This is a genomic window from Halothiobacillus sp. (assembly GCF_028710545.1).
Lineage (GTDB): Bacteria > Pseudomonadota > Gammaproteobacteria > Halothiobacillales > Halothiobacillaceae > Halothiobacillus.
In genome coordinates, this window is the sequence record NZ_JAQTTX010000022.1 from 14,900 (window position 1) to 31,832 (window position 16,933).

Annotated in this window: 17 protein-coding genes; 10 read left to right on the plus strand and 7 right to left on the minus strand. The window is 53.9% G+C overall.

Annotated features, from left to right (window positions below):
• Nucleotides 1–37 precede the first annotated feature (37 nt).
• From PHD44_RS06115 to PHD44_RS06125, 3 genes are all read left to right on the plus strand, one after another.
• Nucleotides 38–2,152, plus strand: a complete 2,115-nt coding sequence (locus tag PHD44_RS06115; RefSeq protein ID WP_300189250.1) for a bifunctional DedA family/phosphatase PAP2 family protein — start codon at nucleotides 38–40, stop codon at nucleotides 2,150–2,152.
• Between the two features lie 102 nt (nucleotides 2,153–2,254).
• Nucleotides 2,255–2,551 (plus strand): hypothetical protein, encoded by a 297-nt coding sequence (locus tag PHD44_RS06120; RefSeq protein ID WP_300189251.1) that lies wholly within the window; start codon nucleotides 2,255–2,257, stop codon nucleotides 2,549–2,551.
• A 22-nt stretch (nucleotides 2,552–2,573) separates the two neighbouring features.
• A complete protein-coding gene (locus PHD44_RS06125; RefSeq protein WP_300189252.1) occupies nucleotides 2,574–3,014 on the plus strand; it encodes a hypothetical protein in 441 nt (146 codons plus the stop codon).
• 2 nt (nucleotides 3,015–3,016) lie between these two features.
• On the opposite strand, the gene coaE is transcribed toward PHD44_RS06125, so the two are convergent.
• From coaE to PHD44_RS06155, 6 genes are read right to left on the minus strand one after another with little or no spacing between them, the layout of a single operon-like run.
• Entirely contained in the window at nucleotides 3,017–3,646 is a 630-nt protein-coding gene (coaE, locus tag PHD44_RS06130) for a dephospho-CoA kinase (protein WP_300189253.1), read from the minus strand.
• A gap of 41 nt (nucleotides 3,647–3,687) precedes the next feature.
• Nucleotides 3,688–4,572, minus strand: coding sequence for an A24 family peptidase (locus PHD44_RS06135; protein ID WP_300189254.1), 885 nt, complete (start codon nucleotides 4,570–4,572; stop codon nucleotides 3,688–3,690).
• A gap of 33 nt (nucleotides 4,573–4,605) precedes the next feature.
• The gene (locus PHD44_RS06140; protein WP_300189255.1) at nucleotides 4,606–5,844 is read right to left on the minus strand and encodes a type II secretion system F family protein; all 1,239 of its coding nucleotides are present in this window, start codon (nucleotides 5,842–5,844) and stop codon (nucleotides 4,606–4,608) included.
• A gap of 11 nt (nucleotides 5,845–5,855) precedes the next feature.
• Nucleotides 5,856–7,553: a type IV-A pilus assembly ATPase PilB gene (pilB, locus tag PHD44_RS06145; protein ID WP_300189256.1), complete on the minus strand. Its 1,698-nt coding sequence runs from the start codon at nucleotides 7,551–7,553 to the stop codon at nucleotides 5,856–5,858.
• Between the two features lie 57 nt (nucleotides 7,554–7,610).
• Nucleotides 7,611–8,066, minus strand: coding sequence for a PAS domain-containing protein (locus PHD44_RS06150; RefSeq protein WP_300189258.1), 456 nt, complete (start codon nucleotides 8,064–8,066; stop codon nucleotides 7,611–7,613).
• Nucleotides 8,067–8,125: 59 nt separating this feature from the next.
• Nucleotides 8,126–9,025, minus strand: a complete 900-nt coding sequence (locus PHD44_RS06155; protein WP_367182009.1) for a MerR family transcriptional regulator — start codon at nucleotides 9,023–9,025, stop codon at nucleotides 8,126–8,128.
• Nucleotides 9,026–9,797: 772 nt separating this feature from the next.
• Here PHD44_RS06155 and PHD44_RS06160 point away from each other — a divergent pair.
• The 6 genes from PHD44_RS06160 (at nucleotide 9,798) to PHD44_RS06185 (ending at nucleotide 15,709) form a co-directional block, all read left to right on the plus strand.
• Nucleotides 9,798–11,378 (plus strand): 2-isopropylmalate synthase, encoded by a 1,581-nt coding sequence (locus PHD44_RS06160; protein ID WP_300189262.1) that lies wholly within the window; start codon nucleotides 9,798–9,800, stop codon nucleotides 11,376–11,378.
• 24 nt (nucleotides 11,379–11,402) lie between these two features.
• The gene (locus PHD44_RS06165) at nucleotides 11,403–11,828 is read left to right on the plus strand and encodes a hypothetical protein (RefSeq protein WP_300189264.1); all 426 of its coding nucleotides are present in this window, start codon (nucleotides 11,403–11,405) and stop codon (nucleotides 11,826–11,828) included.
• Nucleotides 11,825–12,319 carry a ribosomal protein S18-alanine N-acetyltransferase gene (rimI, locus tag PHD44_RS06170; RefSeq protein WP_300189266.1) on the plus strand — a complete coding sequence of 165 codons (495 nt, stop codon included), beginning with the start codon at nucleotides 11,825–11,827 and terminating at the stop codon, nucleotides 12,317–12,319. Before PHD44_RS06165 ends, rimI begins: the two co-directional genes overlap by 4 nt.
• Before the next feature lie 112 nt (nucleotides 12,320–12,431).
• A complete protein-coding gene (locus tag PHD44_RS06175; protein ID WP_300189267.1) occupies nucleotides 12,432–13,106 on the plus strand; it encodes a hypothetical protein in 675 nt (224 codons plus the stop codon).
• A gap of 179 nt (nucleotides 13,107–13,285) precedes the next feature.
• Nucleotides 13,286–14,086 carry a hydroxyacylglutathione hydrolase gene (gene gloB, locus PHD44_RS06180; RefSeq protein WP_300189268.1) on the plus strand — a complete coding sequence of 267 codons (801 nt, stop codon included), beginning with the start codon at nucleotides 13,286–13,288 and terminating at the stop codon, nucleotides 14,084–14,086.
• Nucleotides 14,087–14,089: 3 nt separating this feature from the next.
• Nucleotides 14,090–15,709 carry a LysM peptidoglycan-binding domain-containing protein gene (locus tag PHD44_RS06185; protein ID WP_300189270.1) on the plus strand — a complete coding sequence of 540 codons (1,620 nt, stop codon included), beginning with the start codon at nucleotides 14,090–14,092 and terminating at the stop codon, nucleotides 15,707–15,709.
• Between the two features lie 109 nt (nucleotides 15,710–15,818).
• On the opposite strand, the gene PHD44_RS06190 is transcribed toward PHD44_RS06185, so the two are convergent.
• Nucleotides 15,819–16,241 (minus strand): hypothetical protein, encoded by a 423-nt coding sequence (locus PHD44_RS06190; protein ID WP_300189271.1) that lies wholly within the window; start codon nucleotides 16,239–16,241, stop codon nucleotides 15,819–15,821.
• Between the two features lie 339 nt (nucleotides 16,242–16,580).
• On the opposite strand from PHD44_RS06190, the gene PHD44_RS06195 reads away from it, so the two are divergent.
• Nucleotides 16,581–16,925: a histidine triad nucleotide-binding protein gene (locus PHD44_RS06195; RefSeq protein WP_300189273.1), complete on the plus strand. Its 345-nt coding sequence runs from the start codon at nucleotides 16,581–16,583 to the stop codon at nucleotides 16,923–16,925.
• Nucleotides 16,926–16,933 lie beyond the last annotated feature (8 nt).

Genomic DNA, 16,933 nt, shown 5'->3' on the forward strand with positions numbered 1-16,933 from the left:
TACGTCGATATAAGCCGTAGGAATACTGGAAATTAATGTGTTAGATCAGTGGTTGCAATCCTTGATGCCTTTTATCCAGCACTTGAGTGGCTGGATTTACTGGATCGCCTTTTTGGCAGCGCTCGTCGAAACGGTGCTGGTTGTCGGGTTGTTTCTGCCCGGATCTACCTTGCTGTTGTTGTTGGGGGCTTTGTCCGCAGGCAGCGGAGGCCCGAGTTTCCTCTGGCTGTTTATTTTCGCCGTGGCCGGTGCGACGCTGGGCGATAACGTCAATTACACGCTCGGTCGACGCTATGGGCGTCGCTGGACAGAAAACGGGCTTTGGTTGCTTCGCCGCGAGCACATCGAGAAGGCGCACGAATTTTTTTCAAAGCATGGTGGGAAAAGTGTCTTTTTCGCACGATTCATTCCCAGTCTGAAAGAGGTTGCGCCCTTTGTGGCGGGCACCGTCGGCATGTCGCGTGGCTGGTTTTTTATCTGGAATCTGCTCGGCGCCCTGGGTTGGGGGCTGCAGTGGGTTGGCGCGGGCTACGTGTTCGCGCGTTCCCTGACGCTGGCGCAGCAATGGATGTCACGGGCCGGATTGGGCGCGGCGTTACTTGCGATTTTGGTTCTACTTTTTTGGTATCTGCGGCGCTGGATGCTACGCAATGGCCCGGCCTGGTGGGCTGCCGTCGTTTCTGTATCACATGCACTGGCAAAGACCCTACGCGAGAACCCGGAATTAGTAGCCAGGGTGCGGGCGCATCCGCGTCTGTTCGGGTTTCTTGGAGCACGCCTGAACCGTCAACAGTTCACCGGTCTTCCACTTACCCTGTTCGGCGTGGCATTCCTCTATCTTTTGCTGCTGTTCGGTGGCCTTGTCGAAGATCTGATCGTGTCCGACCCAATTGTCGCCCTGGATCACAGCGTGGCCGAGGTCATGGTCGCGCTACGCACCCCCGCGTGGGAGACGGCTGCGATGTGGGTGAGCAATATCGGGGTTTGGCAGGTCGTCGTGGCCATTCTTCTGGTTTCGAGCATTTGGCTGTGGTTGTCGCGGCGACGATTTTACCTACTGCCGCTTTTGATCTCGGTGAGTGGCAGCACCTTGTTTGCCTTTGCTGGCAAATGGGCACTTCATCGCCCTCGCCCACTTGAAGCCGCCGTGCATGAGGCGAGTTACGCCTTCCCGAGTGGGCACGCTCTGATTTCGATCAGTTTGTTCGGCTTTCTGGCCTATATCTGGCTTCGGGAGATATCGAGCTGGCCCATGAGGGTCAATATTTTTTTCGCCTGGCTGCTCCTGGCCTTGGCGATTGGGCTGAGTCGTATCGTTCTTGGCGTGCATTTCCCAAGCGATGTGCTGGGGGGCTACTTGCTTGGCGGGCTTTGGTTGCTGGTGGCCATTGTTTGGGCTGAATGGACACGAACTCGCATCGAGCAGTCGCAAACACGTAGCATGCCGTTCGCGTTGCCTTTGGCGTTGGTATTCGTGGGTGCGGTGTATTCAGGGGTGTTGCTGGCGCCTGCCCGAACCCCACCCGTTCCGATTCCGGAAGCATCCATATCGCAGTTATTGCCCCAACAGGCGGAAAGCTTTCTTGAGACTCATCTGCCGCATTATGTTCGCGGTACGCTGGGAGCACGGGTGCAGCCACTGTCCGTCGCGTTGCTTGTCGGGGATGAGGCAGGGCTGCGCGATGCGTTGCACACCGACGGATGGACGCAGGCAAGTCCGATCGGCGCATCGGCATTATTAAAACTGGCTCGCGAAGGGCTCGACGATCTGCAGGCACCATCTGTTCCTCTTTTCTGGAACAACGAGTTGTATACGCTTGCTTACAACAGACATATACAGACGTCAAAACAGACTGAGATGCTGTCACTGCTACTTTGGAAGACGTCCTATCGAAATGCGGCGGGGGAGACATTGTGGGTGGGCATCGTCCGTGCCTATTGGGGGATGCACTGGTATCCGGCCCGGCGGCTGTCACCTGATCTTGATGCTGCCCGTGAACAAGCCCTGATGGACTTTCAGATGCAAGGATGTCTGGTTTCGACCAAACGTCTGCCGTGGGTTGCACCTCAAATCGGGCAAACCTTCACCGAAGATGAGTTTTTTACCCGAGGCGATCTGGTTTTTTCACGTTTCGACTCTCGTTGTCGGTAAGTCGTGCGTGCACGAGGGCAAAATATCCGAAACGCGCCCACCGCGTACTGCATATGTCTGTTGCATAATGATCCTCCACACTATTCGGACGAGGATTTGCCAGTGAATAAAGTAGAGTTGATCAATGCCATATTCGAACGAATGGATGTGGTTTGGGGCGAGGAAGGATTCGATGGCGAAGCTCAGGAATATGATTGGCTGCTGGCCAATTACGGCATCACCGACGAAGAGGACGTGATGTGGATGTTGATTCTGCAGCACGGTATGGACGATCTCGAGTCCGAAGATCGTGATGACGAAGAGCTGATGACATTTCTTGAGAATGAGCAGGCAGTTGTCGAATTTTTGGAGGCTTTTCTGCAGAAATATCAGAGTGCCGACACGGTTTATCCTCGGTAATTCCGGATATAGTTGAAACAGGATGTATCGCGAAGCCTGGTCGGCAGAGTTACAGCATGATGCATGGCTTGAGTATTGCTGGTGGGGAATGCATGGACTGGCGGCCGTAGCGGCAGGGCTGTGCGGTGTCGCTGCGCATTTGCCGCTGCTTGTATCGCTTGGTCTGGCTTTGGTGTCAGGGCTTTTGTTGTACCGTTTGGCCAGGTGGAAGCCTTTTGCCTTTTTCGGGAGGGGGCATTTGGCGTTGAGCGGGCAGAGCGCTCGTTGGCTTGATGGAACGGGCCGACTGCTGGAGGGTGATGTCACCTGGTTGTGGACGGGGCCCCAGCTTGTTGGTCTGGTGCTGAAACACCACGAAGGATATTTCCCGATATGGATAACCCGTCGCCGCATAGGGGATACGGCTTGGTGGCAGTTGCAACGCTGGTTGCGTTTTGAGCAGGTTCGTTCGGGATCGGGCTGAGTCTATTCAGAAGGCGCCCGTTCCGCTGCCAGCGCAAGGAGCTTGTGATGACACCGGTCGACTTGACGAGCCAAGGCCGTTAAGTCTCCTGTGTTTATGATCCATTCGTTCACGACGGCGTCACGTTCACGATCCGAGCTTTGTGCCGCGATCATCTGGTCGGCCAATGCCGGGTCGATGCCCGGACGTTCGAGCAAACGGGCTTTTTGAATCGATGGTGTGGCCCGCACACCCAAGACGTAGTCCAACCACTGATAGTGGGGTCGAACCTTGGGGTCGGCCAACAGGGGAACGACAACCAGAACATAAGGCGCTTGCGTGGCCGATTGCTCTGCACGCTCTTTGGCCAGTCGGCGGATTTGCGGATGCAAAATGGTTTCAAGAACAGCGCGAGCGGATGGATCAGAAAAGATTTTCTCCCGCATTGCCTTTCGATTGAGATGGCCGTCCTCGTTGAGGATTTGTGGGCCAAAGTGGCGGTATAGCTCATCGAGGCAGGGTTGACCGGGTTCAACCAGCTCCCGGCTGATGAGGTCGGTATCAATGACCGGAATATTCCGGGAAGACAGAAACCGGGCCACGGTTGATTTGCCGCAGGCAATGCCGCCGGTTAATCCCACAAACAAGGCCATGAAACGCAGTACCTATTAATTCCCGTCTTGCAGCCTGTCGACTAGTACGTACCGGGCATGCCAAAAACCATTTGGAACAGTGTGTCGCCAAAATAGTAAGCAAGCAAACCGGCGCCTGCCAAGTACGGGCCAAAGGGAATGGGTATCCGCTTGTCGTGCTTGAGGAACAGAATCATGCCGATGCCGACAACGGCGCCCACGCCAGCAGAAAGCAGAAGGACCATCGGCAGTTGTTGCCAGCCTAACCATGCACCGAGCGCGGCGAGTAGCTTGAAATCACCATAGCCCATGCCTTCGCGTCCGGTGATTAGCTTGAATAGCCAGTAAATGCTCCAAAGCGCGAGGTAGCCGGCCATCGCACCGAGTACTGCGTTCTCCAGTGTCACTGTCGTGCCAAACCCGGTCAAGGCCAGTAGTATGCCCAGCCACATCAGAGGCAGGGTCAGGTTATCCGGTAGCAGGGTTGTTTTCAGGTCGATAATGGCAGCGGCAAGCAAAATCCAACTGAAAAACCAAACCGCAACCGCCGTCTCAGATACGCCGAAATACCACGCGGCCAAGAGGGTAAGCAGGCCACTTGTCAGTTCGATCAGCGGATATTGGATACTGATTCCATGCTGGCAATGCGCGCACTTGCCGCGCAGCCACAGCCAACTGATGATCGGGATGTTCTGCCATGCCTTGATTGGCGCATGGCAGTGAGGACAAGCCGAGCGTGGCGTGATCAGGTTGTAGACTTCCGGGTTCGAAGACGGGGCAATTTCGAGCAGTTCCTGGCAGTCGCGCCGCCAACCTTGCTCCAACATGACTGGTAGGCGGTATATAACGACATTGAGGAAGCTGCCGACCAGCAGGCCAAGTATTAAAGCAACAGACAACCACAGGATCGGTGACTCATTAAATAAACCGACCCATGTGCTGATCATTATCGTGCCTTTCCAGAAGTGGTGTTGAGTGATTTAAACCACAGAACCCAGTTTGAAGATCGGCAGATACATGGCAATAACCAGACCACCGACAACCACGCCGAGGAATGCCATGATCATGGGTTCAAGCAGGCTGGACATGGCGTCGACCATATTGTCGACTTCTTCCTCATACATGTCGGCAACCTTGCCGAGCATGGTATCCAAAGCACCGGTTTCTTCGCCAATGGCGACCATCTGCACGACCATCACCGGGAACAGCTTGGATTGCTGCATCGCCACTTTGAGCGGTGAACCGGCCGCAATGATGTCGCGCATGTTCATGACCGCGTCCTTGAAGATGGCATTGCCGGTCGATCCCGCTGTCGGTTCCATGGCTTCAACCAATGGTACACCGGCAGAGAACATCGTGCCCAGAGTACGCGCAAAACGCGCGATGGCTGCCTTTTCGGTTAATGGGCCAAAAATCGGGACTTTTAAAATCAGCGTGTCAAGGAAATGGTTGAAGCGATCCGAGCGACGTTTGACGTAAACGAACAGGAAGATGGCTACAGCAATACTGCCGAAAATCCATATCCAGTGTTTCTGAAAAGCCTCTGAAAGACCAATGACGAATAGGGTGAAGGCCGGCAAACTGGCACCAAACCCATCGAATAGTTCCTTGAACTGTGGGATTACGAATATCAGCAGAATCGCCGTTACGATAAAGGCAACTACCACCACGGCAATGGGATAAAACAATGCTTTCTTGATTTTACCTTTCAGGCTTTCGCTTTTCTCTTTGTAGACCGCGATGCGGTCAAGAACGAGCTCCAGTGAGCCTGAATCTTCACCCGCGCGGACCAAGTTTACGAACAGTTCATCGAAATATTTGCGATGTTTGTCCATGGCATCGGCCAGTGTCAAACCGCTTTCCACGTCATTTTTAACGGTGGAAATCAATTCCTTCATGGCTACTTTTTCAGCACTTTGGGCCATGATGTCCAATGCCTGCACGATGGGCAGGCCGGCAGTCATCATCGTGGCGAGCTGACGTGCCAAAACCGCGATGTCTTTGGCATTGATTGATGCTGTGTTGCTGAAAAGAGGTTTGGGCTTTTTCTTGACTTTGACTATCGTTAGGCCAAGTCGCCTAACTTCAGCGCGCACAACCATCTCGTTGTAGGCGGTCATCTCACCCTTGACGATCTTGCCATCTTTGTTTTTTGCATCGTAAACAAAGGTGATTTTATCGTCTTTTGGTTTCTTTTTTGCTGTCGCTGCAATGGCCATGGTGCTCTCCCTTAATCCTTGGTCACCCGATTGAGTTCTTCGAGGCTGGTTACACCGGCTTTCACTTTACGTATGCCGGATTGCCGTAAGTCATTAATCCCTTCTTTCGCCGCCTGCTCTGCCAGTTCCATTGAATTGCCGCCTCGCATGATGATTCGTCCCATTTCTTCAGAGACAGGCATTACCTGGTAAATACCGACGCGACCCTTGTATCCGTTGGTGCACTGATCGCAACCGACTGCTTTGAAAATCTTGAGGCCCGCCTGAACATCGGCGGGGTTGAAGCCTTCACGCACGAGTTCTTCATCCGGCACATGATCCACCTTTTTACAGTTGTTGCATAACCGTCGTGCGAGTCGCTGAGCAATGATCAGGTTTACCGATGAAGCGATGTTGTAACCGGGTACACCCATGTTCAACAAGCGGGTAAGCGTTTGGGGCGCGTCGTTTGTATGCAGCGTGGACAACACCAAGTGGCCTGTTTGTGCCGCTTTGATGGCGATTTCGGCTGTTTCCAGATCCCGGATCTCGCCGACCATGATGACATCGGGATCCTGACGCAGAAAGGCGCGCAGTGCACTGGCGAATGTGAGACCGACGCGGGCGTTGACGTTGACCTGATTGATTCCGGGTACCACGATCTCGGCAGGATCTTCCGCCGTTGAAATATTCCGATCCATGGTGTTGAGGATATTAAGACCTGTGTACAGCGACACGGTCTTACCCGAACCGGTAGGGCCGGTAACCAGAATCATGCCATAGGGGCGCTCCAGCGCTTTCATGTAGAGTTGTTTCTGGTCTTCTTCATAGCCGAGCGAATCGATACCGAGTTGCGCGCTGGTGGGGTCGAGAATACGCAGAACAATCTTTTCGCCGAACAGGGTCGGCAACGAGTTGACCCGGAAATCGATCGAGCGACCGGCGGAAAGCTTGAGCTTGATCCGACCATCCTGCGGCACGCGTCGTTCGGAAATATCCATGCGACTCATGACCTTGACGCGGGAAATGATACGATCGGCCAGCTGACGCGGGGGCGGGGGAATTTCAGTCAGTATGCCATCGATACGGACTCGAATTCGGAATACCTTTTCATAAGGTTCTATGTGGATGTCCGAAGCCTTGCGACGGATGGCATCGGTAAGCACCTTGGTTACAAACTTGACGACGATGTCGTCCTGAAGGGAGTCTTCACCCGTGTTGTCACCACCGGCAATATCGCCTTCATCGATCTGGATATTGGCCAGATCATCATCAAGATTGGCGAGGTTGGCCATGGCATTACTGCTGGCTTCTTCCAGAAGACGGGTGATTTTCTGGAATTCCGCTACAACTACGTCGATCGTCAGGTTGGTGGTGAATCGATAGTTCTCAAGAATGCCGAGATCCGATGGATCGGCCATGGCGACCGTCAAACGACGTCCGCGCTTGCGCAGGGGAAGGGCATTGCCTTGTTCAAGCAGCTTTGCGGGAACGATGGATGTGGGCAAATCGGTGGTGTCGAACGCATCCAGATCGATCTGAGGTAGACCGAAGTTTTTTGATGCCGCTTGGGCAATCCTGGCAGAGGAAACACCGTTATTGATCAGCGTCTGAATAATGGGTTCCTTGCTCGCGCGCGATTTCTCCAGAATCTCGGCCGCTCGTTGCGGTTCGATAACTGAGGTCTTTACGAGGGCAGCCAGAAGGCCGGTGATAGCAGGAGGAGTCATAACGTGGTGTAACCGATAATTCCGTTTAAGGGCAAGCGAGCCATACTATATTCAAAATCAAGCCGTGGGCACACTATTTTGTGACCGTGTAGCGCTGATTTTCGCCAGTTGGGCCTTGAGCTCATTGTTTTCCTCTTGCAGCCGAACCAGCTCAGAGACGTCGTGTTGGATTCCTATGAAGTAAGTTAACTGATCTTTATCGTTGAATATCGGTGTAATGGAGAGTTCATTCCAAAACAACGTGCCATCTTTGCGGTAATTGCGCACCACGACACGGGTCGGGCGGCCTTCCTTGATGGCTGATTTTATTTCCGAAAGGGACGCCTGATCGCGATCATCCCCCTGCAGAAACCGGCAGTCCTGATACAGGATTTCGTCCCGAAGATAGCCCGTGAGATGTTCAAAGGCGGCATTGGCGTAAATAAGAATGTTATCGCCACCTTCCTGTTCCGCGATAACGATTCCATCGTTTGACGCCTCCACTGCTTTTTGAAGTAACTCTGAATCCAGCATGACCTGAGGCCACCTCTCGCGTGAACATTTGACTTAATCACCCTTGATGATAACAGGCACTAAGCAATCTGTTCCAGAAGATACCGCTGGCAGCGGGTAAGGCCACCTTGGCATACGCCATTGGGCGTGATGGATAATGCCTGTTCATCTGAGATGATCTGACACCAATGCAGCCGGGTTGAGCCTGAAAGCAGGTCGCCCGGGCAGTCCGGTTGGGGTTCGGAGGGTTCGAGTAGCCGAATCCAATGCTGCGCCTGCCATCGATTAACCAATCGGGCGCGCTGGGGTTCCGATAACGTGGCCGTGATCAGTTGCACGGTACATTTTCCGGCAAGCGCCATGATCAACTGGCATTCGTTTGAGTAAAGCGGTCGATGATCTGTTGTGGTGTCTATCAAAACCAGTGGATGCGAAACTGCAGGTTTCTTGGCCTGTTGCAGCAGCCACCATTCGAGGCGTTGACGGACATGGTGACCGAACCAGTGCAAGCCCAGATCACGATCCGGCCAGGATTCGCGTTGTTCGAGTTGTCGATAGGCTTCAATGAGGATCGAGCGCATCACCTGGTCAGGGGGCAGCCACATCATGGCCTGTTGCTCGATGCGCCTCAGAGCCAGCGGATCCATATGAATGATGGCTTGTTTCAGGCTTTCGATCAGTCCTTTTCCCTGTGCCGATGGCGCTGTCAGGAGCTCTGAATTGAGTTCGGGCGCAGCCAGTGGCAAGTGATCGGCTGGAACTTGATGGTTTGCGGTCGAGCGAGATTCTCGCGCCAGTATCTGGGCAATTTGTGTGAAACCGACACCTTGTGCGGATAATGCCAGGATGCGCTGAATCTCCTGAATATCGGCCGCGCTGTAAAGACGATGGCCCGTTGCTGTTCGGGTCGGGCGAATGAGGTTGTAGCGACGCTCCCATGCACGCAGGGTGATCGGGTTCACCCCCGTGATGTTGGACACGGCGCGAATAGGGAACAAGCCATCCTCGCAGGCCGGTTCGCATGTTTCCGGGCAGGATTCGCCGCGAACAGTGGTTGTTGTGCCACCGGCTGAATGCTCGAATGCCGGTTGTTGTGGATCGGGATTGCTCATGTCATACCTGTCATGGCTTTTATGTATAAGTTTTGCATCGAAAAATTGTAGCAGAATTTCCGTGTTCCGCTTTATTACAGATAAATCATGTGTTGGGTACTTTGAAAAACCGTTACGGGCTGACGCCAGCTCCGCGTTAGCGGCCCGAGTGCAAGGCGGCCGGAGCGCAGCGACCGAGACATATCAGATAGATAGGCGGGCTTGCGCCAGCTACGCGTTAGGGAGCGAGCACCGCCCAACGCCGCAATCGGGTCGCGGGCTGTCGCCAGCTCTGCGTTCAGTAGGTTTTTCGAAGTGCCCTGTTCTGAGTTCTGCAACGGGCGTTCGATGTGTCGAATTTGGTGGTCGATTCAGGACGAGCAGTTTATGACATATACAGTCTGCTTGACCTTATTGCCTCTGCGGGCTATTTTTGCCCCATGGTGATGAATTTTTCCTCTTCTGCAAGCGCCTCAATTTCTCGCGGTTTTCCGGCGGGAAGTTTTGGCGCGTCTGGCGCTCTGCTGTTCAAGCTAGCGGACCTGCGACTGCCGTTCGGCAGTAAATAACGCTCTTAGCCAGACGTGGCCAAACGTGCCCTAACCCATAAATTCAAGTCATCAGAACGTGCAGACGTTCACGATAGAGGCGCAGTAGAATCATGAATCAGCCGAAAGAAAATACCCCTGTGGCAAACAAACCGAATTCCTCCTTGATTATTTTCGATACGACCTTGCGTGATGGGGAACAAAGCCCCGGTGCCGCAATGACCCGTGAAGACAAACTCCGTATCGCGCGGCAACTGGAGCGTCTGGGTGTCGATGTGATCGAAGCCGGCTTTGCCGCCGCAAGTGAAGGTGATTTTGCGGCTATCCGCGCGATCGCAGAAACCATCGAAAACTCAACCGTATGTTCTCTTGCCCGTGCCAACGAGCGGGATGTGCGTCGCGCCGGTGAGGCCATTGCCCCTGCGGCCCGCAAGCGTATCCATACCTTCATTGCGACCAGCCCCATCCACATGGAGAAGAAGCTGCGCATGACGCCGGATGAAGTCGTCGAGCATGCGGTAAAAGCGGTCAAGCTGGCCCGCACGTACACCGACGATGTGGAATTTTCCGCTGAGGATGCGGTTCGTTCCGAGATCGATTTTCTGGTGCGTATCTTTGAAGCGGCTATCGAAGCCGGTGCCACCACCTTGAACGTACCGGATACCGTGGGTTACTCCACACCCGGCGAATGGGGCGCACGCATGGCTGAGTTGATTCGCCGTACGCGCGGGTCGGATCGCGTGATCTGGTCCACGCATTGTCATAATGATCTCGGCATGGCGGTTGCCAACTCGCTCTCCGCCGTATTGGCTGGCGCGCGTCAGGTTGAATGCACCATCAATGGCTTGGGCGAGCGGGCGGGTAATGCCGCACTTGAAGAAGTGGTGATGGCCGTCCGCACACGCCAGGATGTGTTCGGTCTCGACACTCGGATTGATGCCACCCAGATTGTGCCGATTTCCAAACTGGTCTCCACCATCACGGGTTATCCAGTGCAACCGAACAAGGCCATTGTGGGCGCGAACGCTTTTGCCCATGAATCCGGTATCCATCAGGACGGCGTACTCAAGCATCGTGAAACCTATGAAATCATGCGTGCAGAAGACGTGGGTTGGACGACCAACAAACTGTCCTTGGGCAAGTTGTCCGGTCGCAACGCCTTCCGCAGTCGCTTGACCGAGCTCGGTATCGATCTGGCCAGCGAAGAAGCATTGAACGATGCCTTCCGGCGATTCAAGGATCTGGCCGACAAGAAGCGTGAAATTTTCGACGAGGATATTCAGGCACTTGTTTCCGAAGTGCACGAAGATCAGGTCGAGCAACTCAAGCTTGTTTCGCTGAAAGTCTGTTCGGAAACCGGCGAAGTGCCAACGGCCACCTTGGTGATTTCCGTGGCGGGCGAAGAGAAATCGGCTACGGCACAGGGTGCCGGACCAGTCGATGCGGCATTCGTGTGCATCGAGAACATGATGCAATCGGGTGCGAATCTGCAACTGTATTCCGTCAACAACATCACCAGCGGTACCGATGCACAGGGCGAGGTAAATGTGCGTCTTGAACGCGCAGGCCGTATCGTGACAGGGCAGGGCGCCGATACCGACATCGTCGTTGCATCTGCCAAGGCCTATCTCAATGCGCTTGACCGCCTGCAAAAGCCCGCAGAGCGCGCCCACCCTCAAATGGGCGACGTGTGAACGTTTTGTCCCGGCAGCGCGTGAATGGATAGCATCCCGGCACTTCACTGGTTGGGTATCGAGCAGTGGGTGTTGCGAGCGCCATGGCCGGGTCATTCGTCCGAGCCGGTTATTTCATTAGAAACTGATGCTGCTTCATTCGATGCCCCAGCCGCGGAACAGCGCATTCCTCTGGCGGATTCACCGAAAGTTGCAGAAGTTTCCGGGGCCGAACCGGTGCCGGTTGCGGGTTTGTGCTTCATTGCCGCAAACGGTGCCGAATTCTCAAAACTGGTTTCGGCCATCTCGCGTTGTCTTCCCTCGGGGAAGACGGCGATACATCAATCTGCATCGGAAGAACAGCCACCCTCGGTTCATTGCAACGGGCTGACCTGGTCGCTTGCAGAGCTCAGGCGGAGCGGACAGGCCAAGCGTGCTCTGTGGCGTTTGCTGGTAGGTTCGAACGCATGAATGGGCAAATCGATCAGAGTCCTGTAGTTTCACCTGTGCCCCCTCCCATTGCACACATACTCTCCCTGGATGAAGAAGATTTGCCCGCCGTGCAACGGATTGAGCAGGCGGCGCATATCTTTCCGTGGTCCGAGCGCGTTTTCAAGGACTGCATTCGATCGGGTTATTACCTTGATGGCGCGTATGATGGGTCAACATTACTTGGTTTCAGTGTGGTGATGCCCATTCTCAATGAATGGCATCTGTTGAATCTGTGCGTCGACCCGAAAAGGCAGCGCCGAGGCATTGGTCGATTGCTGTTGGAATACATGATCGAACAAGCGAAAAAAGCCGAGGTGGATAGCCTCTGGCTTGAGGTTCGAGAGGGGAACGCAGCAGCGAGGCAGTTGTACTCCGCCCACGGATTCGAGCAGGTCGGTCTCAGAAAAGCCTATTACCCGGCCAAAGACGGGCGCGAGGATGCACTTGTGCTGACGCGGACACTGGATTAGCCCCCATTTTTTCCCACGGATTTTCGGCGCTACATCTTTCATCAGCCGCTTCATGGTGATGTCATCTCATCGCCTCTGCGTGGACTCAGGGGTTACAACAGCAGGAGTCGTCATGCGAATCATTTTTGGAATATTGAGCCTGTATTTTTTATTGGCTGCGCCCGTGCAGGCGGCGGGGCAAGCCATGCTGCAGACCGAGCAAAATGGTCGAGTCGAGCAAACAACACTGGTCTGGCTGAATGACCGCGCCCTGCGCATGGACCTGACCCATCCACCCGCGGAAATTCTGCTGCATCAGGGGTCACTGTATGCGATCTCTCAGATCGGCGGCCTGTCGGTCGTCGCCTCGGTTGCGAGTGCTGACCAACTCGCCCAGGCCTTGGGGCAGGGGGCTGGCGTTCTTGACCAGATCAATCATGAAATGGCCAGTTCGGTCAGCCGTTTCGAGGCCACCGGGCATCAGGAAACCATCGCCGGTATTCGAGGCGAGCAATATCGGGTGGTATGGGTCGATCAGCAGGGAAAGTCACATACTGATGTCGCTGTGCTATCCCATGCGCCGGTAGTGGTTGAGTTGACACGAGCTTTGCAAAATATGGCCGTGGCTGCGAACAAGGGGCGCGATGCCCGAATGATCGAATTTCTGCGCAAGGGATGGGGTGTGTTGCGCTACGGTCAGGCTTATCGGCTTGAATCCATCAGCGAGAAATCTCCGGAACCAAGCCTGCTTGCATTGCCCACGCAATCGATCGATGTTCAGGGTATTCTGCAGGGATTGAGTCGTTAAATTTCAATCCGTTGTTCTCCTCTGTTTGACCTGAAACGACAAGTAATGCCTGTTAATGGCGTGACCCGTGGTATTGGTGATTGACCTCCGTTGTCATATTCGTACACTGTCACCAGTTTTTAATGACGATGGTGTAACCGGTTGCCGTAGGGTTCGGGGCACGTTGGAGGAGCGATACTGTGCGGATTCACGCAATTCCCGTCCTGTCCGATAACTATGTCTGGCTGATCGAAGGTGATCAAGGGCATTGTGCCGTGGTCGATCCGGGTGAAGCCGCACCGGTTCTGGCAGAAATCGAGCAGCGCAATCTTAGCCTCTCGGCCATCATGCTGACACATCATCATGCCGATCATTGCCAGGGTGTCGCCGGGTTGAAAGCCCGCTATCCCGTGCCGGTATATGGCCCCTCTCTTGAAGCCAAAACCTGGGTGACAAACCCATTGGCCGATCTTGAAACCTTTGATTTGCCACACATTGGTCGATTTCAGGCTTGGCATACACCCGGTCATACCCTGGGGCATATCAGCCTGATCTCTGACGGGGCCGCCTTTGTGGGCGATACCCTTTTTTCAGCGGGTTGCGGGCGTTTGTTCGAGGGTTCTCCCGAACAGATGTTGGCGAGTCTGGATCGTCTTTCGAGCTTGCCGGACGCTACGATGATCTATTGTGGGCACGAATATACCGCTGATAGCCTCCGATTTGCGCATTACGCCGAACCGAACAATGAATCGATCGTCGAACGAATTCGCGAAGTGAAAGAAGCGCGCGCGGCGGGCTTGCCGAGCGTGCCAACTTCGATGTCCATGGAGAAACAAATCAACCCGTTCCTGCGGATTCGTGAACCATCCTTACGTGCTGCGATTCTGAAACATGCCGGAAGCGAATCGCTCAGCGATGCAGATGCCTTTTGGACGCTACGTTGCTGGAAGGATGAGTTTGATGATTTGCCGCTTCTCCCCCGTCACGCACAGAATCACTGAATAATGATCCATCCCGCTACGATTTTCATGGGCAAAAGATTGGCGTATCGTCGCGCCGAACGGCCGCAGCGAAGCGTCTTGCTACGTTTTCTCACCCTTCTCGTCCTGCCTGCTTTGCTTGCTTTGAGCGGTTGCGCCAATCTACCGCAAACAGCAGGTAATGCGCCGATGGCGTCCAGTGCCGTAGATGATGGTTCTTCTTCTGACGACGTGGATTACAGCATCCTGCCCGCCATTAACACGCCAGAGCAAAGTGCGCGGAAGGCGGCCTGGATGAATGATGGCAACCTCTGGCACTACATCGCGGCTCGATTCACCCTGCCGATTCCCAATAACCCTCGGGTTCAGCAACAACTGGCATTTTATTCCAGCCATATTGATTACCTTGAGCGTGTTACTGAACGTGCAAAGCCTTATCTGCATATGATCGTGGCTGATTTGCAGGCCAATAATCTCCCGCTGGAACTGGCCTTGTTGCCGATTGTTGAGAGTGCTTATCGTCCTGGCGCCGTCTCATCCAGTAACGCAGCGGGTATCTGGCAGTTTGTTCGGAGCACGGGGGACCATTTCGGGTTGCGGCGAACGGTCTGGTATGACGGCAGGCGAGATATCAAGGCATCCACCGATGCCGCAATGCAGTATTTTACGCGTCTGCGGATCATGTTCAACGACGATTGGCCCGTTGTTATCGCCTCCTATAATGGTGGTGAGGGCACGTTACAGAATGCTATTGCCTACAACCAATCCAAAGGGCTGCCAACCGATTTCTGGGATTTGACCCGAATCAGTAAGGAGACGGCTGATTACCCCGCGCGACTTTATGCGTTGGTGATTATTTTCAGTAATCCGGAGAAATACGGCTTCCACCCTTATCCGATCCCGAATCAGTCTGTGGTGACCGAAATCGCGCTGAATAAGTCGGTCAATCTGAACAAACTGGCTTCGCTGACGGGCGTGTCGCATGACGAGCTCTTTCACCTGAATCCCGGTTTCGATAAATTGATTACCGGGCCGGAAACGACCAGCCTCCTGGTGCCCAAGAGTTTGGCGTCACAGTTCACGCCGACCGCTCTGGAAGAAGCCGAGAAATCGGCCATGAACTGGGGTCGCTATACTCTTCGCCGGGGCGATAATTTTCATAAGCTGGCCTACCGTTATGGTTGTGATGTGGATGAGCTGCTCAAGGTTAATCGTTTGAGTTCGGCCTATGCCCACCCTGGAGAAACGATCATTGTTCCTTTGGGCCGCGGCAAGAAACTGTTGGCCAGTGGCGCAGACCAGCTTTATACGGTGCAAAGCGGGGATTCGTTATGGGGATTGGCCCACCGTTTCGATATGGACCTTGCGGACTTGAAGCGTATCAATGGCCTCAAGGCCAAGGATCCAATTCATCCGGGCCAGAAATTGATCGTGGCTGCGAAACAAGAACATCTGCGTGCGGACAACAAGCCAGTGAAAAGTAGTGGCGAGTCATCGGGACACTATGTCGTTCAGAAGGGTGATACCTTGTGGAATGTGGCCCGGCGGTTTTCGACGACAGTTCAGCATTTGGTCGCTTCCAACCGACTTGATTCTTCGGCTCCACTCAAACCGGGTCAGGTTTTGATGATTGCTGGAAACTGAAATGTCATGCGTTCGGCCAATCTGCGCCGTTTAGACAGACCCGCTTCAATAAAATGAAGACAATAAAAAACCCCGCTCAATGGCGGGGTTTTTGTTGGTTCATTCAGAGTTACTGGATGGTGCCGCAGGAAACGACTTTGTCGCCTGATTTCAGCGTGTATGAGAGAACATCGCCTTCGAAGATCGAAGCGGTTTTCACGTCAACCACGGTCTCGGACTTGCCGTTAACCACGTTGGTCAGTGGGTATTTAACCTTGTTGGTTGCTGCATCGCGGCAACGGCCTTGGTTGATGGAGAAAGTCAGAGGGCCTGCAATGTTTTTACCCTTGAAGGTCGCGATGAATTTGGTTTTGTCGACGGCAACCGGAATGATGTTGATTTTGCCGAAAATGTCAGAACCGTTCATCGGTACAGTGTGTCCCAAAAACTGAACGTTCGGGTTGACGATCACTTCTGCCTTGGGTTTGTCTTCTGCTTGCGCGATGCCTGTCATCATGCTCGCCACAGCGGCTACAAGGATAATTTTTTTCATGAATGCCCCTAAATTGTTTTTTTCACACGAACTGAACGCCAGATTGTTTCTAAGCGTTTGGCGATTTTAGATGATTCTGACCCCAAACGGTTCCCTTTTATCACCCTGTTTCAGAATGAAATTATTGATTGGAGGATAAGAAAACTCTAATTCTCCTGCTTGGTGTTGCCAAAATACCGCTCGTGATTGTAGCAAAGTGACTCTGTTTTAGGTACCTATTGCCCAAATGTGCGGGTACCTGCTCTACGGCGACAACAAACATAAAGCGACTGCATTGACGCTTGCTACCGTTGCGGCCTACATTGATCGCCCCGGTTCATGAGCTATTAGGTGCTTTGCATGAGTGAGACGATTTTCTCAAAAATTATTCGCCGCGAAATTCCAGCCGACATCGTGTTCGAAAATGATCGCGTCCTGGCTTTCCGGGATATCAATCCCCAGGCACCGGTACATATTCTGATTATTCCCAAAAAGCCCATTCCTACCGTGAATGATATACAGGCGGAAGACGCCCCTTTGATCGGTGAGTTGTTTGTCGTTGCGGCGCAACTGGCCGCCGAGGAAGGGATCGCAGAAGCAGGTTATCGCACGGTATTCAATTGCCGGGATCATGGCGGGCAGGAGGTCTATCACCTGCACCTGCATCTGTTGGGCGGGCGACAAATGACCTGGCCGCCGGGTTGATCGCTTGC